The following is a 20,492-nucleotide window of genomic DNA, read 5'->3' on the forward strand; positions in this document are numbered from 1 at the left end:
ACACACCGGCCGATGTCCGAGCCGTCCACCGGCGCCGCCCGCGCCCGCACCGCTGGCAACCCTTCAGCCCGCGCTGAGCGCTGGCTGCCGCGCGTCATGCTCGGCGGCATGCTGGCGCTGGTGCTGGGCTTGCTGGTGAGCATGGGCAGCTACTACATCTACCGCCACGAACAGAACTTCCAGGTCCGCATCAACGACATCAACACGCAAGCCTTCGCCCGCCTCGAACAATCGCTTCAAGAAGAAATCCGCCACCTGGCAACCAGTCTGGACGAGCGCCGCAAAGGCTTTGAACACAATCTGGCAACCCAGCTCCAGCAAGAAACAACGGTCGCAATCGAGGCCATCGAACGCACCTATTGGGGTCTGAAGGGCACGGTCAGCGACGCGCAGCTACGGCGCATCCTGACCGAACTCTTGCGCCCCATGGGTCGCCCCAATCAGGGGCTTGCACCCTTCATCATCGAAGCTGACGGCAGAATCCGCCTGTTTGCCTCTGACCCCGGCCTGGAGGGGCAATCCCTGACCGGTCGCATCGACGATATCGGTCAAGACTTGATGGCGCGCCTGAGCGACGCAGCCACCCTGGGCGATGGGCAGACACGGCTTCGCTGGCGCCCGACAAGCGATGCCAAGACCATGAAGGACTACTTCGCTCACGCCACCCGCTTTGCGTCTTTTGACTGGATTGTGGGTATGGCTACGCTCAGTCAGCAAGCACAGATATCGGCACGCGCTGAGGCTCTTGACGCCCTCTCGCGCTACAGCCCGCTCGACGGCCGGCTCATCGTGGTGGTGAATCAACACAGTCAGCTTCTCGCCAGCAGCGCCAGCGCCAAGCCGCCCTCAGCCGACGGTTCGGCCCCCGAGTGGGTCCATAAAATCGCCCGCGCCGGGCGCCTGGGCGGCAGCACCCTGCGGCTTGCGCTCGAACCGGGCGCGGCGGTGGGCTCGTCAAAGACCCAGGAGCAGCATCTGGCCTATGTCGCCGGCCAGGACCCGTGGGGCTGGACCCTGGCGGCCATCGCCCGGCTCGACGATGCCAACCCGATGATTGCCCGCGAGCGCGAGCGCATGGAGGCCAATAAGGACGAAGACTTCACGGTGACGGTATTCACCCTGCTGATGGGCACCGCGCTGGCACTGCTCGCATCAATTATTTTCTACCGCTGGATCGACCGCCGCTTCCAGCACTACCAACGGGACATCGACGAACGCAAACGCGCCCTCAAGGAGAGCGCGCGCGAATTGCAGCTCTCGGCACAAGTATTCGACGCCAGCAACGAAGCCATCGCGATTCTCGATCACCGCTTCCGGATTGTGTCGGTCAACCCCGCGCTGGAGCGTATCAGTGGGTATCGACAATCCGATGTTGTCGGCCGCCACTGCGCCGAACAATTGATCGGCGAAGCGGCCGACGGCGAGAGCTGGCGCAGCACGGTCGCCCGCCTGCGATCGACCCGCCACTGGGCGGGCGAAGCGCAGTTGCTGCGGGCTGACGGCAGTCATTACCCGGGCTGGATCTCGCTCGGTGCGGTCACCGGTGATGGCGGACGTTCGACGCATTTCGTGGTATCGATTTCCGACATCTCCGAGCGCAAGCTCACCGAGCAGCGCCTGCGCCACATGGCCGAATATGACGCCCTGACCGGGCTGCCCAACCGCACGCTGCTGCTTGAACGCATGGGCAGTGCGCTCGAAAGCGCCCGACGCAATCAAAAGCACCTCGGCGTACTGTTCATCGACCTCGACCGCTTCAAGAACATCAACGACTCGCTGGGCCACGCGGTCGGCGACGGTCTGCTGCAGCAGGTCGCTGCCCGCCTCAGCGCCGTCATTCGCGGCACCGACACGGTCAGCCGTCTGGGCGGTGACGAATTCGTCGTCTTACTCACCGACCTCGACACCGCCGGACGCGCCGCGGCGGTGGCCAGCAAGGTCCTCAAAGCACTCGCCACGCCCTACGAGGTCAGCGGCCATGAGCTGTCAATCACCCCCAGTATCGGCATCACCGTCTCACCAGAGGACGGTGACAACCGCGACCTACTACTGAAGAACGCCGACGCGGCGATGTATTCGGCCAAAGAGAACGGCCGCAACAGCTATCAGTTTTTCACCCCGGAACTGAATGAACGCGCCCAGACACGCCTGACGCTCGAAACCGAGTTGCGACGCGCGCTGCTGCGTGACGAGTTTTCGCTGCATTTCCAGCCCCAGTTCGATCTGGCAAGCGGTCGCCTGGTGGGCGCCGAAGCCTTGCTGCGCTGGCAGCATCCTGATCGCGGCATGATCCCGCCCGACCAGTTCATTCCCATTGCCGAAGAAACCGGCCTGATCCTGCCCATCGGGGCCTGGGTGTTGCGACACGCCTGCAGCCTCGCCCAAACATGGCGCAATGAAGGCCTGCAGGACATGTCGATCGCCGTAAATATCTCGGCGCTTCAGGTGCGCCGCGACATCCTCGAAACCACCGTCCTCGACGCGCTGGGCAACAGCGGCCTGCCCGCCCACCTGCTCGAGCTGGAAGTCACCGAAAGCGCGCTGATGGCAAACCAGGACGAGGCGACCAGCACGCTGGCGGCCATCCATACCCTGGGCGTCAAACTTGCCATCGACGACTTCGGCACCGGCTATTCATCGCTGGCCTATCTCAAACGATTCAAGCTCGACAAACTCAAGATTGACCGCACCTTCGTGCGCGGCCTCCCCGAGGACGCCGAAGACGCGCACCTGACCGAAGCCATCATCGGCATCGCCCACCACATGGGCATGGCCGTCGTCGCCGAAGGTATCGAGACCGAAGCCCAGGCGGCCTTCCTGACACACCTCAAGTGTGATCTGGCGCAGGGCTACCTCTACGCCAAACCGCTCAAGCCCGAGGCCTTCCGCCAGTTACTGATCAAGCTGGGCGATCACCCGGCCTCAAAGCCCGCGTCTTCAACGGCCTGATTCAGCGCCGCCGGCGTGACCTGCGTCGGATCGAAGTCGACACGCGCCTCGCCCGCCCCCAGATCCACGCTCACCGTCGTCACTCCGGCCACCGCCCCCAAGGCAGCGGTTACGCCTTTGACACAACCCTGGCAGCTCATGCCGCCCACCTTGATCGTCACCTGTTCCATGTTTTTCTCCTGACTGTCTGTTCACAAAACCGGCTTGCTCGGCCGCCAGCGCTTGAGCAGCAGCGAATTGCTCACCACCGACACCGAACTGAGCGCCATTGCCGCCCCCGCCACCACCGGATTGAGAAACCCGAAGGCGGCCAGCGGAATGCCGAGCACGTTGTAGATAAACGCAAAAAACAGATTCTGACGAATCTTGGCCAAAGTCGCGCGCGACAACTCCACCGCATCGGCCACGCCATTCAGGTCACCCCGCATCAAGGTGATGTCCGCCGCCGCCACCGCCACATCGGCACCGGTGCCAATGGCAAAGGACACATCCGCCGCCGCCAGCGCGGGCGCGTCATTGATGCCATCCCCCGCCATGCCGACGCGATGGCCGTTGGCCACCAGGGCCTGCACCGCCTTCGCCTTGTCCGCCGGCAGCACGCCGGCCTCGAAACGTGAAATCCCCACCGCCTCGGCCACCGCGCGTGCCGTCGCTGGATGGTCGCCCGTCAGCATCACCACGTCGATGCCTGCGCGCTGCAAACGCGCCACCGCGCCCGCCGAGCTGCTGCGCAGCGGATCGGCCACACCGATCACCCCCGCCAGGCGGCCATCGACGGCCACCGCCACCAGCGTGCGCCCCTGCGCGGCCAAAGCGTCGACACTGCCATCCGGCACATCCACCCCCTTATTGCGCAAGAAGACCGGACTCCCCACCAACACCAACCGCCCGCCCAGCGTTCCACGCACCCCCTGCCCGGACACGGTGTCGACCGCTTCGGCGGTGGCAACCTGGCCGGCCGCTGCGACGATCGCCCGCGCCAGCGGATGGCCACTGGCCGACTCCAGCGCCGCGGCCCAGCCAAGCACCTCGTCCCGCGAAAAGCCGTCGGCCGGCACCACATCGGTAACCGCCGGGCGCCCCTCGGTGAGCGTGCCGGTCTTGTCGACCGCCAGCACCGTCAGGTTCTGCGCGCGCTCCAGGGCTTCGGCGTTCTTCACCAGAATGCCGTGGTTCGCCCCCAGACCGGTGCCCACCATGATCGCCGTCGGCGTTGCCAGGCCAAGCGCACAGGGACAGGCAATCACCAGCACCGCGACCGCATTGACCAGGGCCTCGGTCACCGAACCGCCCCACCACCAGCCGCCGAAAAACGTCAACACGGCAATCGCCACCACCACCGGCACAAACACCGCAGCCACCTGATCAGCCAGACGCTGCACCGGCGCTTTGCTGCCCTGCGCCTGTTCAACCAGGCGGATGATGCTCGCCAGCATGGTTTCACTGCCCACGCCGGTCGCTTCACAATGCAGGGCGCCATCGCTATTCACCGTCGCGGCAAACACCGTGTCGCCCTCGGCCTTGACCACGGGCAGGCTCTCGCCGGTGAGCATGGATTCATCCAGCGCCGACTGCCCGGCACGCACCACCCCGTCGACTGGCACGCTGTCGCCAGCACGCACCACAAAGCGGTCGCCCGGTGACAGCGACTCGACCGGCACCTCCTGCAACACGCCGTCGCGCGCTACCCAGGCGCTGCGGGGCTGGAGCCGCACCAGCGCTTCGAGCGCCTCGGAGGTCCGCGCCTTGGCCCGCGCCTCAAGCAGTTTTCCCATCAGCACCAGGGTAATGATCGTGGCCGAGGCCTCGAAATACACATGCAGGTCCATCCGCCCGAGCAAGGTCACGACCAGGCTGAAGCCATACGCCACCGACGTTCCCAGCGCCACAAGCACATCCATGTTGGCACCGCCGCCGCGCAAGGCCGAGCCGGCACCGCGATAGAAGCGCCAGCCGATCCAGAACTGCACCGGCGTCGCCAGCACCCACTGCACCCAGCGCGGAATGAATTCATGCTCGCCCGAGCCGAAGAACATGGCTGGCATCTGGGCAAGCAAAGGCGCGGTCAGCACCAGTGAGATCAAGAAGCGCTTGCGCTCCGCACGCCACTCGGCTGCCTTGCGCGCCTTCTCTTCTGCACGGGCTGCCGCGCCCCGACGGTGGGCGACAAAGCCCGCCCGGTCGACGGCAGCAATCAGATCCGCCTCGGTCGTGCCACCCGGCGGCAAACGGATTTGCGCGGTTTCAGTGGCGAAATTCACCGTCGCGCTCACGGCGGGCAGGCGATTCAAGACCTTCTCCAGCCGGGTAGCGCAGGCGGCACAGGTCATGCCGGAAATCGCGAATTCGAGCTGCGTATCCGGCACCTCGAAACCCGCCTTTCGAATCGCCGCCACCACGGCGTCGGCGCCCGCTGCGTCCGGGCCGGTCAGCCGGACCGTGGCGCGCTCGGTGGCGAGATTGACCTGGGCCTCGACACCGGGGAGGCGTTGGAGGACGCGCTCAATGCGACTGGCACAGGCGGCGCACGTCATGCCGTGGATAGGCAAGTCGAGGCGCCGGGGGTGGGCGGGGTTGTGCGTGTTCATGATTTGACCTTGTGAGTCTGACAGGCGCAGTCTAAAGTCTGTAGTCAGGTACGGAGTCAAGCATGACATCAATGACCATTGGCCGCCTCGCCGCTGCCGCCGGGGTGGGCGTCGAAACGGTCCGCTACTACCAGCGTCGCGGCCTGCTCGCAGTGCCCATGCCGACGCACGGACAAGTGCGCCACTACGGCGAGAACGCCGTAGCGCGGCTACGCTTCATCCGCCGCGCGCAACAACTCGGTTTCAGCCTGGATGAAATCGCCGATCTGCTGGGGCTGGATGAGCACACCGACCGCAACGCCGCCCGCGCCCTGGCCAAGGAAAAGCTCGCCCAGATCGACGAGCGCATGGCGCAACTGGACGCGATGCGCAGCGCGCTGTCCGAGCTGGTGAGCTGTTGCGAACACACGTCGGCGGCGCAGCCCTGCCCGATCTTGCACACCCTCGCCCATCCGGACGAGGACCAAAACGCGGCTTATTCGAAATCGATCGCGGCGGGTTGATCCACCGGCAGGCCGCCGCCCACCCAGGCGTCGAAGCCCCCCGCCAGCGACACCGCGCTCGACACACCCATCACGTGCATGACGGCGGTGGCCAACGCCGCGCGACCACTGGTTTTGCAATACACAAGGATCGGCCGATTCGGGTCGTTCAATTCAGGCACCGAGGCCAGCTTGAACTCGAGCAGGCCGCGCGGAATATTCATCGCGCCCGGCACATGCCCGGCCGAAAATTCTTCAGGCTCGCGCACATCAAGCACCACGGCGCCGTCCTGAATCAACTGACGCGCGCCCGCCAGACTGACTTCCTGAATGGCGCGCTTTGCCTCGACGACCAGATCGTGACTGGACTTACTCATATCGAACTCCACATGCAATGCAGCGCCAACTCGGCGCCGCAAGAACATTAGAATAGCGTGATATTCAGCGGTGGCGCTATGTCACGCACAGCACGCCATTCCACAGCCGACTCCCCAGCGTCGAGGCATTGAGCAAGCCGAACACACCAAACCCCAGCACCACCGCGCCGGCAAAGGTCCGCACCCAGGGCCGGCGGGTCACGCCCTGCAGCCGTTTGAGCAGCATGCCGGCCAACATCAGGTTGGGCAGCGTGCCCAGGCCAAAGGCAAGCATCAGGCTGGCACCGCCGCCGGCCGAGCCGGTCACCAATGCTGTGGCCAGCACGCTATACACCAGCCCGCAGGGCAAAAAACCCCACAACAGGCCCAGCGGCAAGGCCTGACGCAAACCGCGCACCGGCAGAAAGCGGCGCGTGAGGGGTTGCACGCGTCGCCACAATGATTGCCCCGCCCGCTCAAGCGGCGCCAGCAGCCGGGTAAATCCGGTCAGGTACAAGCCCAGGGCCACCAACATGAGATTGGCCATGATGTACAGGCCCATCTGGATCGGCAGGAAGTCTTCGAACAACAGACCCAGAGTTCCGATCGCGCCAAACAGCGCGCCGAGCATGGCGTAAGTGGTGATCCGGCCAAGGTTGTAGGCCAGATGAATCGGCCACTGTCGTTTGACCTGACCTGGAATCTGCACCGTCAGCGCGCTGACAATACCGCCGCACATGCCGACACAGTGCGTGCCGCCAAGCAGGCCGATGAGGAAAACAGCGATGTAGCCGGTTTCGGGCATGTGTCAGCTCAAGGAATCAGCGAACAAAAAAACAGGGGGCGAGCCTATCACAGCCCGCCCCCTTGCCTGCTTTGCTGACACCCACCGAATGCCGCCCGACTCAAATCACCTTCGAGTAGCGGGCACGCTCGCGGTCGGAGCGCAGATAACGGTCGAACACCATGGCGATGCCGCGCACCAGCATGCGCCCTGCGGGCAGTACGGTGATCCACTTGTCTTCGAGCTTGACCAGACCGGCGGACTCCATCGTACGCAAATCGGCGATCTCGTCGGCAAAGTAGCGCTTGAAATCCACCATGTGGGAAACCTCGATCGCATCGATCGACAACTCGAAGTGGCACATCAACGCCTGGATGATCGAGCGGCGCAGGATGTCGTCCGGCGTGAGTTCGATACCCCGCAGCACCGGCAAGCGGTCCTGATCGAGGATGTCGTAGTACTCGTCGAGCGTCTTGACGTTCTGGGCGTAGGTCGGGCCGACCTTGCCGATGGCCGACACGCCAAAGGCCAGCAGGTCGCACTCGGCGTAGGTCGAATAGCCCTGGAAGTTGCGATGCAGCCGCCCCTGACGCTGCGCCACCGCGAGTTCATCATCGGGCTTGGCGAAGTGGTCCATGCCGATATATACATAGCCCGCCTCGGTCAGCCGACGAATGGCCAGCTGCAGAATCTGCAGCTTGGTGTCGGCCGATGGCATGTCATTCGGCTGGATACGGCGCTGGGGCTTGAACAGGCCCGGCAAGTGCGCGTAGCTGTAGAGCGAAATACGATCGGGCGACAGCTCAAGCACACGCTCCAGCGTGTTGTTGAAGCTGATCACGTTCTGCTTGGGCAGGCCGTAGATCAGGTCCATGCTCACCGACTTGAAACCGGTCTGGTGCGCGGCATCCTGCACCAGTTTGGTCTCTTCGTAGCTCTGCACGCGATTGACCGCACGCTGCACATCGATGTTGAAATCCTGCACGCCAATACTCATGCGATTGAAGCCGAGCTCAGCCAACAGCGCCACGGTTTCGAAATCTACTTTGCGTGGATCGACCTCAATGGAATATTCTCCATCAGGCAGCAACGTGAAGTGCTCACGCACCGTGGCCATCAACTGGCGCATTTCGTCGTGAGACAGGAAGGTTGGCGTGCCACCGCCAAGATGCAGCTGAATGACGTTTCGCCCGCCATCAAGGCTTGCCGCCTGCATGGCGACTTCCTTGGCCAGGTATTTGAGGTACTTTTCTGACCGCCCGTGATCCTTGGTGATGATCTTGTTGCAGGCGCAGTAGTAGCAGATCGTGTTGCAGAAGGGGATGTGGAAGTATAATGACAGCGGCCGGCCAAAACCGCCGACAGTGCGCTGCCCCAACCAACTCTCCAACGCATCAGCATTAAACGCCTCGACGAAGCGGTCAGCCGTCGGGTACGAAGTGTACCGCGGGCCATTGACGTCGAATCTGCGGATCAGTTGCGGGTCGAAAACGAGTTCTTTCTGGTTATCCATAATCTGGCTTTAACGTATTAGCAGTCACGATCTCAAAAAGCCGAACCAAGCGGGTTGACGTGGATCAAACGCCCCAAAGCAGCGCAAAAAAACGAATCAAGGAGAACGCAGGTTATGCCTCAACGGGCCGTTGTGCCAATTACTGCTGAAGGGCTGAAGACCGCCTGTTCGCAATGCAACCTGCAGGAGCTGTGCTTACCTTTCGGCATGAGTGATGGCGACATCGACCAACTCGACGGGCTGGTCGGCGCACGTCGAAAGGTCAAGCGCCACCAACATCTGTATCGTGTTGGCGACACCTTCGAAGCCATTTTTGCCGTGCGCACCGGCTCATTCAAGACCGATGTGCTGCTCGAAGACGGTCGTGAGCAGGTCACCGGTTTTCAGATGTCGGGTGAGATTATCGGGCTCGACGGCATCAGCACCGACGCGCACACCTGCAACGCGGTCGCACTCGAAGACAGCGATGTGTGCATCATCCCCTTTGCCAATCTGGAAACCCTGTCGCGCGAGGTTGAATCGCTGCAGCACCAGTTCCACAAGGTGATGAGCCGCGAAATCGTGCGCGACCATGGCGTGATGATGCTGCTCGGCTCGATGCGCGCCGAAGAGCGACTGGCCGCCTTCCTGATCAACATGTCGCAACGCTTTACCGCACGCGGTTTCTCGGCCGCCGAATTTCACCTGCGCATGACGCGCGAGGAAATTGGCTCTTACCTGGGCCTCAAGCTTGAAACGGTCTCCCGGGCCTTTTCACGCTTCCAGGAAAACGGTCTGATCAAGGTGCAGCAAAAACACATCCGCATCGTAAACATCGGCGGCCTCAAGGCCCTGCTGAGCCACCTGCCCAGCGTCTGATCAGCGCGGCAGGCGCCGACGCGCCACCATCTGCTCGCTCAAGACCGTCAAATCGGCTGGGGTGAGCAGTTGGGCGGCATAGGGAAACAACTCGTTGTCTTCCCGATCGATATGGCTGTGGTAGCGCGAGGCAAAATTCGCCACCTCGTCAGCACACAGTTCGGTCGACTCACCCGCCGCAATCGCCAACAACTGACGTCGCAAACTCCCCCACGCGGCGGTCATCTCGACATGATCCTGATGAATCCAGTCAACCAGCTTCCTGAGACGCGGCCGACCGGCGGTGGACACCCGCTCGAACAGAATCGGGAACAGACTGTCTTCTTCGTCCTGATGATGATTCACCGCGGCGGAGTCGAAATAGCGAACCACGTTCGTTGCCGCGCGGCAAGCGTCTGCATCGGCCCCATGATCGGGGAGCCAGCGCACCAGCCGGTCGAGTGTCTGCAATTGCGACATCATCCGGCCATGGCAGGCGGTCAGCACTTCCAGCGGCTGATCCAGCCCCGGCGCCAGTGGTTTCGACAACAAGGATTCGCTCATCCAGCCCCCTTCAGATCACACTGAAAATCCCGGCAGGCGACTTCGTCAGCGCTACCGAAACAATCCAGCAAAATGTCAGCACCGCAGCGAGAAGCGCCACGCGCCTCACGCCCGCGCTGCGCCCGCGCTTCAAGGCCACGGTACCAAAACCGATGTACGCCAGCAGGCCGAGCACCTTGGCGCTCACCCAGCCATGCACAAATGGATACTGCGCCATCATGACCGACAGGGCAATCGCCGTGCTGAGCAAGAGGGTGTCAATCACATGCGGCAGGATGCGGGTCAGCCGGTGCTGCAAGCGTGGCGAAGCACTCAGCATCCACCAGGCGCGCAAGAGAAAGCCCAGGCCACTCAGCACGACGCAGGTAATGTGAATATGTTTGATTGCCAGATACATCACCGCTACCCCGCCTTACCGTCAACGCGTGGGCGCAGATAGATCAGCACGTACCGCCTGGCCCACATTCCAAACACTCCCAGCCAGCACGCGACGGTGAGCACCAGCAAGAGGCCGTGCGCCGCAGGCCACAATTCGGCCGCGATACGCAGTACTGCGACGCCCTGCACCGCCCAGCACAGCCGCCAGGTCATCGCGTCGGCCGACAGCGCCTGCCCCGAATGACCAAGCGTCACCCGCGACACCATACTCATCGCCACAACAGTAAACATACCGATCACCAGCGCATGCAGCGGCGCCAGCCCCAACACGGTAACGCCTTGCCAGGCGGCGAAACTCTGTACGCCAAACAGGGCCAGCGCGATCCCCAGCCACATGAAGCCGAGATGGAGCATGGCCAGCAACTGCACCGCAAAGCTCCGCACCAAGCCCCAGCGTATCGTCAGAAAAAACGCCAGCGCGGCGGCGGGCAGATCAATCACCCAGGTCATGGCCGCAGCACCGAGCAGCACCAGCGCGCCATGCCCAAGCGCTGCGCCGAGCATCATGAACAAGGCCCAGGGCGGACGAAAGGCATCGTAGTCAGGCAGTACGGCGCTGGAGAAGAAGGGAATCATCCGATGACTGACGGTAAAAAACACCGGCAGCAAAAAGCACCAGATACCCAGCTCAATTCCGGCGCGCGCCCAGCCCCCGTCTCCGGTGACGGCGAACAGCCCCCACAGCGCCCAGCCGGTCAAACCGAGCACCGTCGCCACCCAGGCCGGCACCGCGTGCAAGCGGCCATTGCCGGCGCGAAATGCAATCGGCGCAAGCACGATGACAAGCCAGGCCCAAGCCACAAAAACCAAGGCCACACCAGACACGCGAAGCACCGGCAACAACATGCTCAGGTAGATCAAGCCCCAACCGAGCAGCAGCAAATACCATGGCCGCCGAAACACCTCACGCGGCAGGTCGCCATAGCCTTGCCAGCGCGGCATGGCCGTCAGCAGAAAACCGAACACAAAGAACGGAAAGATGCCGTACACCGCCAGCATCGCGTGCCACCAAAGCGGCGGCCAGGCCCACGGCAGGGCCACGCCGATCAGCCGCGCGAGCATTTCGGCCGCCCACGGCAGCATGGCGAGCAACAGCTGCACGGCCCCGCCAAAAAACATGGCGCGGTGAGGCGCCGCCAAAAGCCATCGGAAGTGAGTTGTCGGTGATTGCTGATTCATCATAAGTTTCTGATATGCGGCCACCCATTACGCTGGGCTTGGGAGCGTGGTACATTCTGCCGCTACTGGTGACGTTTGCTCAAAATGAGTCAAGAAAAAATCGATATCCACGGATTACTGGGCCGCATGCCGCTGTTTAGCGCGCTGTCGACGGACGACTTGCAACATGTAGCCGACGCCACGCGCGAAAGACGCATCCAGAAGGGCGAGATGCTTTTCCAGCGCGGCGACCAACCCAAAGGGTTTTACTACGTCATCTTTGGCCAGATCAAACTGGCCTTCTCCTCGCCCAACGGCAACGAGAAGGTGGTCGAGATTCTCGGCCCTCACCAAAGCTTTGGTGAAGCCGTGATGTTCATGGATCGCCAGTACCCGGTCTTCGCCGAATCCCTGGCCGACACCCTGTTGCTGCACATCACCCGCGACGCGGTTTTCAACCTGATCGACCAAGACTCAGGATTTGCCCGTCGCATGCTCGCCGGCATGGCCATTCGCCTGCACAGCATGGTGCGTGACGTCGAATCCTACTCGCTGCGCTCAAGTACCCAGCGTGTCGTCGGGTATCTGCTCCAGCAAGTGCCTGACGCCCCCTGCCTCAATTCTCAGGTTGACGTCGATCTACCGACCAGCAAGCAGATCATCGCCTCGCGCCTGAACCTCACGCCCGAGACCCTGTCGCGAATCTTCCACGACCTGAGCGATGCCGGCCTGATTACCGTGCAAGGCAAGCACATCGCCCTGCACAACGTCGACAAACTGCGCAATTACGAAGGCTGAGCCAGGCGCAATGCCTTGCGAGCGTGCCCCACGACACGTAGCAACTGCCCCCCCAATAAGACCGCCGACACCACCATCAGGCCGCCCGCCAGATACACGGCGGGCCACCACAGCGTCGCCAGCACACCGGCCCCGACCGTCGCCACATGCACGCGCAAGTGCCACAGCACCCAACGCTCATTGAGCATGCGCGTCATCGGCGGCACCCCCTTCACCCGAGGCTGAAGATAAAGCCAGAGAATGAAGGGCACAATCTTGTATAGCATGCCGGAAATCACCGACACAAACCCGCCCAAAATCGCCAGCACGCCCACCGCGAGCGGCAGCGCGTTACCACCGACTGAGAAGATCACCAGCGCCGCCCCGGCGCAGGCGAGCAGTACACAGCCCATCGCAAAACGCCAGAAGTGAAAGGTCGCGTCCAGCTTGGCACGACGCCGTCGCAGCTGCCGGTCAAGCGTCACACCGGCAAACAGTGCGATCAGCGCGACCAACGGTAACCAGGCGGCCGAATGCGACACCCACATGCCAACCCCGATCGCCAGCACGATGACTGGCGCAAAACTGCGGGTAAACCACTTCGGGTAGGCTGGCGTGAGCTGGAACATGGGCACGACCAGATACCCCACCGCCGCCACCAGCACACAGCCCCACCCTGCGAGCCCGAGCGCCACATGGCTGGACGACAGGCGCAGCCACTGCGCATCAAGCACGCCTGCGCGCGCAAGCGCCATCGTGCCGCCGACGAGTACTGTCAGAAAGAACGCCAGCAGCGCGATCCGGAACGCGGTCAGCGAATGGCTTGAGGCCGGCGTGCGCCACAAGGCGAGCATGCCTGCCGGAAAAAACACCAGCACACTGCCACCGATCGCCACCACCCCGGCCTGATACGCCCAGGCAATCTGATGATGAAACGCGGCCACCAGCACCACCGCCCCAAGGGCGGACAGCAGATGCACCGGCAGCGCCAGCGCCCGCGGACGCCATAGATTGGCGCCGGCGGCAACGGGCATGAGTTGAAACAGCGCGCCGAGCATGACCTGGAGCATGAAGCCGGCGGTCATCAGGTGAGTGAGGCCAAGCGCAGCAGGCGTCCACCGCGACGCCATCACCGCTTCGCCATCGACCAGCAGGAGCAATCCGCCAAACAGCAGAAACAGCGGCGCCGTCAGGAAAAACCGTAGCGGGACCGACGGTGGTGGCGCCTGTTCGAAGGACAGAGCCTGCATGATTGCCGCGCTAAGCCAGCGTCGCCGGATGGCGCACTGAGCGCACCGCCCGAGGACCGAACACCCTCACCTCAGTCAGCCGAGGCCTGACGGATGGTGATATGAAACACCCCGTCCGGCTGCGGTTCAACGGTGTAGGCGTAGCCGTTGTTGCGCAGCATGTCGAACAGCGGCGCCGGTTGGCGGGGAATCATCAACAAGACTTCCTGCCCGGGCTGCAGTTCGTCCAGAGCTTCAAGCGTGCGCTCCATGGGCTCGGGTGGCAGCAGGCGGCGGGCATCGACAACGATGGGGGGAAGACGATCCGTCATGAGGCTCCCTTTTGACCAAGCGCCTCAATCGCGGCGCCGACGACCAGGTCGTTTCCGACCGTCTGGTCGCACATCGGATAGAGAATGTTCTCTTCTTTCATGTTGTGCTGCTGCATCAGGATCAAGAGTGTTTCGGCCACATCCGAGAAGGCTTCGGCATCGGATGCGTCGGCAGCGGCGACCAACGCGGCCATCAGGTCTCGCATTTGTACATGCTCGCCACGCATCACTCGCGTTGGCCCCTCGGTCATGCCCGTTGCGGCTTCAAATGCCGGAAAGATGGTGTCCTCTTCCACCGCGAAATGCGCCAGCACATCGTCCCGAAACGCAGTCGCAGACTGCGCACAGGCGGCCCAGTCTCCGCGCTCCGCGGCGGCCTCGGCGCGCGCAAACACGTCATCACATTGGGTGTGATGCGCTGCCATTTGTTGGGATAGAACTGCCATACCGTCCGATGCTCCGTGAATGCTGTCGATGTCTGGGATTGATTGTCTCGCACCGACAGCCCACCGCATTGACACGCATCAACCGATGATTTCGGCTATATCGAACAGGTTTGTAAAATCATTCTGGAAACGGCAGTTGGACGCACCCGAGCGTGCGGTTGGCGGGCTGGCTGGCAAGGCGTGACGACGCACAACCTGCACGTTGCAAGGTGGAGCAGCACGGCCCGGCGGCCCGCCAGCCGCGCAATTGGGTGCGCAGCGCGCTCACCCGCGCGGTGATCGCCGTCAACCAGGAAATCTGGCGCATATTCAAATCCGTGCTGGCGAGCACAAGCGGTCAGCTGCCGTTTCCAGGATCATGGAAAGACTCTCCGGAACGCGCCCGCCTGGCGCCCACGGACGCACAATGCTGGCGCAAGCACAGTCTTTGAGATCATGCCGCGCGCGTCCGCGAATCGGCGCCCGATGCCTGTGTTGCGCCGCCCCGACAGGTGCCTCAGACGCGCTCAGTGTTCGTGCACATACACGCCTGGCGCCGGTGCGAGGCTGGGATGCTCGGCATCAACCGCCGGCCGCGCCCGGACGAGCGCGCCGCTACGCGGCTTGAGCCAGCGCATCCAGTCCTCCCACCAGCTGCCGTCGGTCGATGTCGCACGTTCGCGCCACGCCTCCCAACGGTCAGCCCGATGGGCGGTCTCGGCCCAGTACCGGCGCTTTGCCGGTTTGGCGGGCGGATTGACGATACCCAGAATGTGCCCGGAGCTCGACAGCACAAACCGTTTTTCCGCGGTAACGAAGTGAATGATGCGGAAGGTTTGCTGCCAGGGCGCGATGTGGTCATCCTCTGCCGACACCACATACAAGGGTTGGGCGATCTGGTTCAAATCGATCGGCTCACCGGCGACGGTCAGGGCGTTGGGCTCAATCAGGCGATTGTGCAGATAGAGCTCTCGCAAGTACCACGCATGCATCCGATACGGCATGCGGGTGGTGTCCATGTTCCAGAACAGCACATCGAAAGCCGGCAGTTTTTCACCATACAGCCAGCTTTGCACCGCGAAGTGCCAGATCAACGAGTTGGAGCGCAGCAAGCGAAAGGCGGAGGCCATCTGCCCACCGTCCAGATAGCCTTTGCGCGCCATGCCAGTGGTGATGAAATTGACGCTCGCCTCATCGACAAACACCTCGATATCACCCGGTTTGCGGAAATCGACCAGCGTGGTGAGCAAGGTCCAGTCAGCCACCGGCATCGCGTCGGCACCGAAGCGCCGATTGGCCCAGGCCATATAGGTCGACAAGGCAGTGCCGCCAATGCAGTAGCCGACCGCATGAACCGTCGCTTGGCCGCTTTGTGTGCGCGCCGCCTCGATCGTGGCGTGCACGCCATCGACGATGTAGTCGTCGAAGCTGACCTCGCGCTGATCCGCGCCAGGGTTCTTCCAGCTCGTGATGTAGACATCCAGCCCCTGATCGAGCAGATAGCGCACCATGCTTTTGCGCTCGTTCAGATCAAGGATGTAAAACTTGTTGATCCAGGGCGTGATGATGACCACGGGTCGGGCGCGGACCCGGGCACGGGTGGGCGCGTAGTGGATGACTTCGACCAGGGCGTTGCGAAACACCACCTCGCCCGGCGTCGTCGCCAGGTTGCCGCCGACCTTGAACCCGTCCGGATCACTCATGCGCACCATGCCGGCCTGCATGTCATCAACAAAGTTCCGGTATCCGGCATGCAAGCTGCCGCCCAGAGTCTCGGCAGCCTTGCGCAGCGCTACCGGGTTGGTCATCAGAAAATTGGTGGGTGCCACGGCGTTCAGCCAATTCCGCCACCAGAACGCCGCGCGCCGGCGCTCAGCATTCGACAGGCCCGGCGTGCTGTAGAGCATGTCTTGCGTGTGCCGGGTGGTCATCAGGTACCACGATTTGACCAGATCCCAAGTCGCCGAATCGTGCCAGACCGGGTCATCAAAGCGCGTATCGCCCTCGTGAGGCCGCACAGGGTCAACACTGGGCGCACCGATCATGCGTCGCAGGCTATGCCACTGCAAGGCCCACAAATGCCCCGAAAAACCGACCATCGATTCAGCCAGCTCCTGCGGATGGGACCACCAGCCAAGCTGGGCGTGCACCAGGGGCGCGAACACGCCCATGGGGTCAACCATCGACTCCCACTGCACATGAAGCTGGCGAAGTGCCTGATCGGCTACTTGAACCGGTGCCAGTTTGTGATTCGCCCCCGCATCGGTGCGTCGCCGCGTGTTCATACGAAACTCCTCTTAAGCACATCGTTTGTCGTGTGCTGTCGACATGCCTGAGGGATCATTGTGCGCTGCTACCCCCTGCGGTGTTTGATCGGCGTCAATCACGGTTTTCGCCATGCGACGACTATAATCATTACGACCATTCGAAAAGGAGCAAGACCATGTTCAAGCATCTGCTGGTCCCTACTGACGGCTCCGATATTTCCGAAGCCACCGTCAACCGTGCCATCTCGTTTGCCAAGGACGCTGGTGCGCAGATCACGTTTTTCTATGCCCAGCCCGACTTTCCGATGCCAATCTATGGCGAAGGCGCACTGATCGACCCCACCACGCCGGAACAGTTCGCCAAGGGCGCAGAAGAAGAAGCCCAAAAAATTCTCGCCAGCGCAAGGAGCAAGACCGAGGCGGTGGGCGTCAGTTGCAACACCGACACCGTCGTCAATGAAGTGCCCTACGAGGCCATCATCAGCGCCGCCGAGCGCCACGGCTGCGATCTCATTTTCATGGCGTCGCACGGCCGTCGCGGCCTGGCCAGCCTGCTGCTAGGCAGCGAAACACAAAAAGTGCTGACTCACACCAAGATTCCGGTGCTGGTGTTCCGCTAAGCGAGGGAGGCAAGCCATGTTCAATACCGCCATCAATATCATTCAAGAAGAACACCGCTCACTGGCAGCGATCGTTCATGGCCTGAAATACCTCGTCAACGACGCGCGCAGCAATGGCGCACGCGCCAATTTCAAGGTGCTGCGCGCGATGCTGCATTACATCGACAACTTCCCCGAACGGCTGCACCACCCCAAGGAAGACGTCTATGTCTTTGCCCGCCTGCTGACCCGGACACACGAAGCCGATGAAGTGGTCGAGGAACTGACCAGGCAGCATCAGGAAGGCGGGCAACTGGTCACCGCCCTCCACACGCAACTGGATGCTTACGAGGCCGGCGAGCCCGGCGGCCTGGCCGCCTTTGGCGAAGCGGTTGACGCCTTCACCGAAGCCATGTGGCAGCACATGGCACTCGAAGAGAAGGTGTTGTTGCCGCTGGCCCAAAAGCACTTGACCGACGCAGACTGGGTGGAGATCGCCGAAGCCTTCGGCGAAAATGGTGATCCGCGCTTCAGCGCCGATGCCGAGGATGAATTCAGCGCCCTGTTCTCACGCATCGTGACACTCGCGCCGCCACCGATCGGTGTCGGCCCATCACCCGGGAACTGACGCCAAAAGCATCCGGTGCCTCCGTACCTGACAGGCGTCGGTCCGTGGATTGGCTGCGCCACGCCCGGCACACTGTTGACGCTCAGTGTGCGCAGCCCATCGCCGCCATCACCAGCCCTTTTCGACGCGCGCGTCAGCCCGATGAGCCACCACCCCGGTTTAGATCATCTGCCGAACGCTGAAAGAACACCGTGAGCATACTGGAGGCCGCACATACCAGCCAGAAGCCGAAGAAGCCGATCGAATACGTCGCGATCGGCGAGAACTCGACGGGCTGTCCGAACAGATACAACTGCTGCGGATCCATCACTGTAAAAAACACCATCTCAGCAATGCCGGCCACGAGAAATGACGGCCAAAATACGAGAATCTGTTTCATGCTTGATCCCTGTCTGATCCGCAGCGGTCGCGATGCTTACTGCCCCTGACCGTGGGTGCGCTCATCTTCCTCGACATGCTGCTTGACGTAGCGCCCGAGAAAAATCGCCATGCCAATGATGAACGCAATGGTAAAGACGCTCAGCAAACCAATATCGGTACTGAACAATTCCTTGAAAGCCATGATGCTTCTCCTTCAGTTCACAGGTTTTTGCGCCGCCAGGCGCACTTCTGTCTCTGCGGGGAGCTCTATGGTCCCGGTCAAACGCCATGCGCGGGACTCGTCTTCGAGCAAGACTTGCCAACGCCCATCCAGCGCGTCAGTGCTTGCCGTGTAGTTTCCGTTATCACCAATCAGCGAAATGGCGCGATCCATGTCTGGCCGGGTCGGATGCACTAGGCGCAGGAAGACGGTCGCCGGCGCAGCGCTGTCGTTACTCGATAAGCTCAGGGCGATCTGGCCGCCGTCGAACCGAAGCTCGGCCGCCAGTCCGAGGCGCGCGGCTTCGTGATCGCGCACAATCGATCGCTGCAGCGCGAGTCCCTGTTTGTAGTAGTCGTCAGCCACCAAGCCATCGTCGGACTCGACCGCCAACCAGAGCGTGATGAACCCGGCAATCACGGCCGTCGCAGGCAGCGACACCAGAAACCAGGGCCAGGCTTGGCGGAACCAGGGCGACGCAGATTTATTCAGAGCCATACTCATACTCAACGGGGCAACAGAAAAGTGGAGGCTTCACGCACACCCACAGAGGTGTCATCGCTCGCCTTGATTTCAAAATGGATGACGTTCGACGACCCGGGCTCACCCGTATCGACGGGCACCTGAACCCGCACCGTCACAGCCTGCATCGTTGCCGGTGCGACGTCGATCTTGCCGCTAAAGTCTGATATCCGGATACCATCGAGCCCATCGACGGTCACGTCAAAACTCCGCGGCGCCTCAGTCATGTTCATGATCTGAAGCTGATAGACGTTCTCGATGAAGCCCCCGGCCACCTCGCGGGACAGCGTCGCACGGTCGCGGATGATGTCCATTCGCAATGGCTCGCGCGTCGCCAAGCCCCAGACAAAGGCCAGGCACACCGCCGCCAGGATGCCACCATAAATCAGGGTTCTCGGCCGCATCACATGACCAAGGATTTCCTTGCGCCCCCAATGCTTCTTGATCGCGTTCTCGGTTGAGTAACGGATCAGGCCGCGCGGGTAATCCATTTTGTCCATGACCTGGTCGCAGGCATCGATACATGCCGCACAACCAATACACTCGTACTGCAAGCCATCACGGATGTCGATGCCCGTCGGGCACACCTGAACACAGATACCGCAATCGACGCAGTCGCCCTTGCCGACCGAGGCCGGATCGACACCCTTCTTGCGCGCCCCCCTCGGCTCGCCGCGCTCTTCGTCATACGTGATGACCAAGGTATCCGGGTCGAACATCACGCCTTGAAAGCGGGCATACGGGCACATGTACTTGCACACCTGTTCGCGCATGATGCCGGCGAAGAAGTAGGTGAAAGCACCGTAGAACAGAATCCAGAAAATCTCCCACCCGCCAAAACTAAAGGGCGAGAAGGACGCCAGCAATTCCTTGAGCGGCGTGAAGTAGGCCACAAAGGTAAAGCCGGTCCACAAGGCGACAGCCGCCCAGACCGCATGCTTACTTGCCTTGAGCCGGAACTTGCGCGCGCTCATGGGCGCGTTATCCAGCTTCATGCGCTTGTTCCGGTCGCCCTCGATCTTCTCCTCGATCCAGAGGAATATCTCGGTGTAGACCGTTTGCGGGCAAGCATAGCCACACCACAATCGACCCGCCACGGCGGTAAAGAAGAACAGCGCGTAAGCGGAAATGATCAGCAGGATCGCCAGAAAGAACACATCCTGCGGCCAGAACACCCAGCCAAAGATATAGAACTTGCGCTCGACCAGATGAAACAGTACTGCCTGCCGACCGTTCCACTGCAACCACGGCAGACCGTAATACAGCAACTGCGTAACCCACACCAGAATCCATCGCCAGTTGGTGAACACACCACTGATGGCCCGCACATAGATTTTCTTGCGCGCCTCGTAGAGCGAACCCTCCTGGCCTTCCAACGCGGCCGCTTTCTTTTTGGGAGGCACGATTTTGATGGGCTGGGGAGTGGGGTTTGTCATAATCGCAATATCAATATGTTCTAATTTT

The 20,492-nt window shown here is 62.1% G+C and carries 23 protein-coding genes; 6 read left to right on the plus strand and 17 right to left on the minus strand.

Annotated features, from left to right (window positions below; genetic code table 11):
- Positions 1–12 precede the first annotated feature (12 nt).
- The gene (locus tag FHP91_RS17770) at positions 13–2,949 is read left to right on the plus strand and encodes an EAL domain-containing protein (protein WP_186301617.1); all 2,937 of its coding nucleotides are present in this window, start codon (positions 13–15) and stop codon (positions 2,947–2,949) included.
- Here the strand turns inward: FHP91_RS17770 and FHP91_RS17775 are convergent.
- Both FHP91_RS17775 and FHP91_RS17780 read right to left on the minus strand, forming a co-directional pair.
- On the minus strand, positions 2,913–3,119 hold the full coding sequence (locus FHP91_RS17775) for a heavy-metal-associated domain-containing protein (protein WP_144310858.1): 207 nt from the start codon (positions 3,117–3,119) through the stop codon (positions 2,913–2,915). The two genes, FHP91_RS17770 and FHP91_RS17775, sit on opposite strands and share 37 nt — an antisense overlap.
- Positions 3,120–3,140: 21 nt before the next feature.
- Positions 3,141–5,537, minus strand: coding sequence for a heavy metal translocating P-type ATPase (locus FHP91_RS17780; protein ID WP_144310859.1), 2,397 nt, complete (start codon positions 5,535–5,537; stop codon positions 3,141–3,143).
- 62 nt (positions 5,538–5,599) lie between these two features.
- On the opposite strand from FHP91_RS17780, the gene FHP91_RS17785 reads away from it, so the two are divergent.
- Positions 5,600–6,040, plus strand: coding sequence for a MerR family transcriptional regulator (locus tag FHP91_RS17785; RefSeq protein ID WP_144310860.1), 441 nt, complete (start codon positions 5,600–5,602; stop codon positions 6,038–6,040).
- Here the strand turns inward: FHP91_RS17785 and FHP91_RS17790 are convergent.
- From FHP91_RS17790 to hemN, 3 genes are all read right to left on the minus strand, one after another.
- On the minus strand, positions 6,013–6,396 hold the full coding sequence (locus FHP91_RS17790) for a rhodanese-like domain-containing protein (RefSeq protein ID WP_144310861.1): 384 nt from the start codon (positions 6,394–6,396) through the stop codon (positions 6,013–6,015). The genes FHP91_RS17785 and FHP91_RS17790 overlap by 28 nt on opposite strands.
- Positions 6,397–6,472: 76 nt before the next feature.
- Positions 6,473–7,180 carry a sulfite exporter TauE/SafE family protein gene (locus FHP91_RS17795; RefSeq protein ID WP_144179525.1) on the minus strand — a complete coding sequence of 236 codons (708 nt, stop codon included), beginning with the start codon at positions 7,178–7,180 and terminating at the stop codon, positions 6,473–6,475.
- Positions 7,181–7,280: 100 nt separating this feature from the next.
- On the minus strand, positions 7,281–8,672 hold the full coding sequence (gene hemN / locus FHP91_RS17800) for an oxygen-independent coproporphyrinogen III oxidase (RefSeq protein WP_144310862.1): 1,392 nt from the start codon (positions 8,670–8,672) through the stop codon (positions 7,281–7,283).
- Positions 8,673–8,786: 114 nt separating this feature from the next.
- On the opposite strand from hemN, the gene fnr reads away from it, so the two are divergent.
- The gene (gene fnr / locus FHP91_RS17805; protein ID WP_144179523.1) at positions 8,787–9,530 is read left to right on the plus strand and encodes a fumarate/nitrate reduction transcriptional regulator Fnr; all 744 of its coding nucleotides are present in this window, start codon (positions 8,787–8,789) and stop codon (positions 9,528–9,530) included.
- Here fnr and FHP91_RS17810 read toward each other — a convergent pair whose 3' ends face one another.
- The 3 genes from FHP91_RS17810 to FHP91_RS17820 are packed head-to-tail and all read right to left on the minus strand — an operon-like array spanning position 9,531 to position 11,693.
- The gene (locus tag FHP91_RS17810; protein WP_144310863.1) at positions 9,531–10,073 is read right to left on the minus strand and encodes a hemerythrin domain-containing protein; all 543 of its coding nucleotides are present in this window, start codon (positions 10,071–10,073) and stop codon (positions 9,531–9,533) included.
- A 10-nt stretch (positions 10,074–10,083) separates the two neighbouring features.
- Entirely contained in the window at positions 10,084–10,470 is a 387-nt protein-coding gene (locus FHP91_RS17815; RefSeq protein WP_144310864.1) for a SirB2 family protein, read from the minus strand.
- Between the two features lie 5 nt (positions 10,471–10,475).
- Complete coding sequence (locus FHP91_RS17820) at positions 10,476–11,693, minus strand: NnrS family protein (protein WP_144310865.1); 1,218 nt, start codon at positions 11,691–11,693, stop codon at positions 10,476–10,478.
- An 81-nt stretch (positions 11,694–11,774) separates the two neighbouring features.
- Between FHP91_RS17820 and FHP91_RS17825 the strand changes: the two genes are divergently transcribed.
- Positions 11,775–12,467: a Crp/Fnr family transcriptional regulator gene (locus tag FHP91_RS17825; protein ID WP_144179519.1), complete on the plus strand. Its 693-nt coding sequence runs from the start codon at positions 11,775–11,777 to the stop codon at positions 12,465–12,467.
- Here the strand turns inward: FHP91_RS17825 and FHP91_RS17830 are convergent.
- From FHP91_RS17830 to FHP91_RS17850, 5 genes are all read right to left on the minus strand, one after another.
- Positions 12,455–13,696, minus strand: a complete 1,242-nt coding sequence (locus FHP91_RS17830) for a hypothetical protein (RefSeq protein ID WP_144310866.1) — start codon at positions 13,694–13,696, stop codon at positions 12,455–12,457. The genes FHP91_RS17825 and FHP91_RS17830 overlap by 13 nt on opposite strands.
- A 71-nt stretch (positions 13,697–13,767) precedes the next feature.
- Entirely contained in the window at positions 13,768–14,007 is a 240-nt protein-coding gene (locus FHP91_RS17835) for a DUF2249 domain-containing protein (protein ID WP_144179517.1), read from the minus strand.
- Positions 14,004–14,453, minus strand: a complete 450-nt coding sequence (locus tag FHP91_RS17840) for a hemerythrin domain-containing protein (RefSeq protein WP_144310934.1) — start codon at positions 14,451–14,453, stop codon at positions 14,004–14,006. Before FHP91_RS17840 ends, FHP91_RS17835 begins: the two co-directional genes overlap by 4 nt.
- A gap of 118 nt (positions 14,454–14,571) precedes the next feature.
- Complete coding sequence (locus tag FHP91_RS17845; protein ID WP_144310867.1) at positions 14,572–14,760, minus strand: hypothetical protein; 189 nt, start codon at positions 14,758–14,760, stop codon at positions 14,572–14,574.
- 199 nt (positions 14,761–14,959) lie between these two features.
- Positions 14,960–16,615, minus strand: a complete 1,656-nt coding sequence (locus FHP91_RS17850) for a PHA/PHB synthase family protein (protein WP_246116368.1) — start codon at positions 16,613–16,615, stop codon at positions 14,960–14,962.
- 260 nt (positions 16,616–16,875) lie between these two features.
- On the opposite strand from FHP91_RS17850, the gene FHP91_RS17855 reads away from it, so the two are divergent.
- Both FHP91_RS17855 and FHP91_RS17860 read left to right on the plus strand, forming a co-directional pair.
- On the plus strand, positions 16,876–17,319 hold the full coding sequence (locus FHP91_RS17855) for a universal stress protein (protein WP_144179515.1): 444 nt from the start codon (positions 16,876–16,878) through the stop codon (positions 17,317–17,319).
- Between the two features lie 16 nt (positions 17,320–17,335).
- Entirely contained in the window at positions 17,336–17,926 is a 591-nt protein-coding gene (locus tag FHP91_RS17860) for a hemerythrin domain-containing protein (protein ID WP_144310869.1), read from the plus strand.
- 133 nt (positions 17,927–18,059) lie between these two features.
- On the opposite strand, the gene FHP91_RS17865 is transcribed toward FHP91_RS17860, so the two are convergent.
- From FHP91_RS17865 to ccoG, 4 genes are read right to left on the minus strand one after another with little or no spacing between them, the layout of a single operon-like run.
- Positions 18,060–18,305, minus strand: a complete 246-nt coding sequence (locus FHP91_RS17865; protein ID WP_144310870.1) for a hypothetical protein — start codon at positions 18,303–18,305, stop codon at positions 18,060–18,062.
- 36 nt (positions 18,306–18,341) lie between these two features.
- Positions 18,342–18,488 carry a DUF3149 domain-containing protein gene (locus FHP91_RS17870; protein WP_144310871.1) on the minus strand — a complete coding sequence of 49 codons (147 nt, stop codon included), beginning with the start codon at positions 18,486–18,488 and terminating at the stop codon, positions 18,342–18,344.
- A gap of 12 nt (positions 18,489–18,500) precedes the next feature.
- A complete protein-coding gene (locus tag FHP91_RS17875) occupies positions 18,501–19,004 on the minus strand; it encodes a FixH family protein (RefSeq protein ID WP_186301618.1) in 504 nt (167 codons plus the stop codon).
- Between the two features lie 8 nt (positions 19,005–19,012).
- Positions 19,013–20,464 carry a cytochrome c oxidase accessory protein CcoG gene (ccoG, locus tag FHP91_RS17880; protein WP_144310873.1) on the minus strand — a complete coding sequence of 484 codons (1,452 nt, stop codon included), beginning with the start codon at positions 20,462–20,464 and terminating at the stop codon, positions 19,013–19,015.
- Positions 20,465–20,492: the final 28 nt, after the last annotated feature.

Source organism: Denitromonas halophila (assembly GCF_007625155.1).
GTDB classification, from domain to species: Bacteria; Pseudomonadota; Gammaproteobacteria; order Burkholderiales; family Rhodocyclaceae; genus Nitrogeniibacter; species Nitrogeniibacter halophilus.

Bases quoted from the DNA above. Each gene is read 5' to 3' on its own strand.
- FHP91_RS17790 (WP_144310861.1), bottom strand. From the start codon at position 6,396: ATGAGTAAGTCCAGTCACGATCTGGTCGTCGAGGCAAAGCGCGCCATT.
- FHP91_RS17845 (WP_144310867.1), bottom strand. From the start codon at position 14,760: ATGCGCCAGATTTCCTGGTTGACGGCGATCACCGCGCGGGTGAGCGCG.
- hemN (WP_144310862.1), bottom strand. From the start codon at position 8,672: ATGGATAACCAGAAAGAACTCGTTTTCGACCCGCAACTGATCCGCAGA.
- FHP91_RS17860 (WP_144310869.1), top strand. From the start codon at position 17,336: ATGTTCAATACCGCCATCAATATCATTCAAGAAGAACACCGCTCACTG.
- FHP91_RS17840 (WP_144310934.1), bottom strand. From the start codon at position 14,453: ATGGCAGTTCTATCCCAACAAATGGCAGCGCATCACACCCAATGTGAT.
- FHP91_RS17835 (WP_144179517.1), bottom strand. From the start codon at position 14,007: ATGACGGATCGTCTTCCCCCCATCGTTGTCGATGCCCGCCGCCTGCTG.
- FHP91_RS17780 (WP_144310859.1), bottom strand. From the start codon at position 5,537: ATGAACACGCACAACCCCGCCCACCCCCGGCGCCTCGACTTGCCTATC.
- FHP91_RS17770 (WP_186301617.1), top strand. From the start codon at position 13: ATGTCCGAGCCGTCCACCGGCGCCGCCCGCGCCCGCACCGCTGGCAAC.
- FHP91_RS17825 (WP_144179519.1), top strand. From the start codon at position 11,775: ATGAGTCAAGAAAAAATCGATATCCACGGATTACTGGGCCGCATGCCG.
- FHP91_RS17815 (WP_144310864.1), bottom strand. From the start codon at position 10,470: ATGTATCTGGCAATCAAACATATTCACATTACCTGCGTCGTGCTGAGT.
- ccoG (WP_144310873.1), bottom strand. From the start codon at position 20,464: ATGACAAACCCCACTCCCCAGCCCATCAAAATCGTGCCTCCCAAAAAG.
- FHP91_RS17875 (WP_186301618.1), bottom strand. From the start codon at position 19,004: ATGGCTCTGAATAAATCTGCGTCGCCCTGGTTCCGCCAAGCCTGGCCC.
- FHP91_RS17810 (WP_144310863.1), bottom strand. From the start codon at position 10,073: ATGAGCGAATCCTTGTTGTCGAAACCACTGGCGCCGGGGCTGGATCAG.
- FHP91_RS17865 (WP_144310870.1), bottom strand. From the start codon at position 18,305: ATGAAACAGATTCTCGTATTTTGGCCGTCATTTCTCGTGGCCGGCATT.
- FHP91_RS17785 (WP_144310860.1), top strand. From the start codon at position 5,600: ATGACATCAATGACCATTGGCCGCCTCGCCGCTGCCGCCGGGGTGGGC.
- FHP91_RS17870 (WP_144310871.1), bottom strand. From the start codon at position 18,488: ATGGCTTTCAAGGAATTGTTCAGTACCGATATTGGTTTGCTGAGCGTC.
- FHP91_RS17795 (WP_144179525.1), bottom strand. From the start codon at position 7,180: ATGCCCGAAACCGGCTACATCGCTGTTTTCCTCATCGGCCTGCTTGGC.
- FHP91_RS17855 (WP_144179515.1), top strand. From the start codon at position 16,876: ATGTTCAAGCATCTGCTGGTCCCTACTGACGGCTCCGATATTTCCGAA.
- fnr (WP_144179523.1), top strand. From the start codon at position 8,787: ATGCCTCAACGGGCCGTTGTGCCAATTACTGCTGAAGGGCTGAAGACC.
- FHP91_RS17775 (WP_144310858.1), bottom strand. From the start codon at position 3,119: ATGGAACAGGTGACGATCAAGGTGGGCGGCATGAGCTGCCAGGGTTGT.
- FHP91_RS17820 (WP_144310865.1), bottom strand. From the start codon at position 11,693: ATGATGAATCAGCAATCACCGACAACTCACTTCCGATGGCTTTTGGCG.
- FHP91_RS17830 (WP_144310866.1), bottom strand. From the start codon at position 13,696: ATGCAGGCTCTGTCCTTCGAACAGGCGCCACCACCGTCGGTCCCGCTA.
- FHP91_RS17850 (WP_246116368.1), bottom strand. From the start codon at position 16,615: ATGGTTGACCCCATGGGCGTGTTCGCGCCCCTGGTGCACGCCCAGCTT.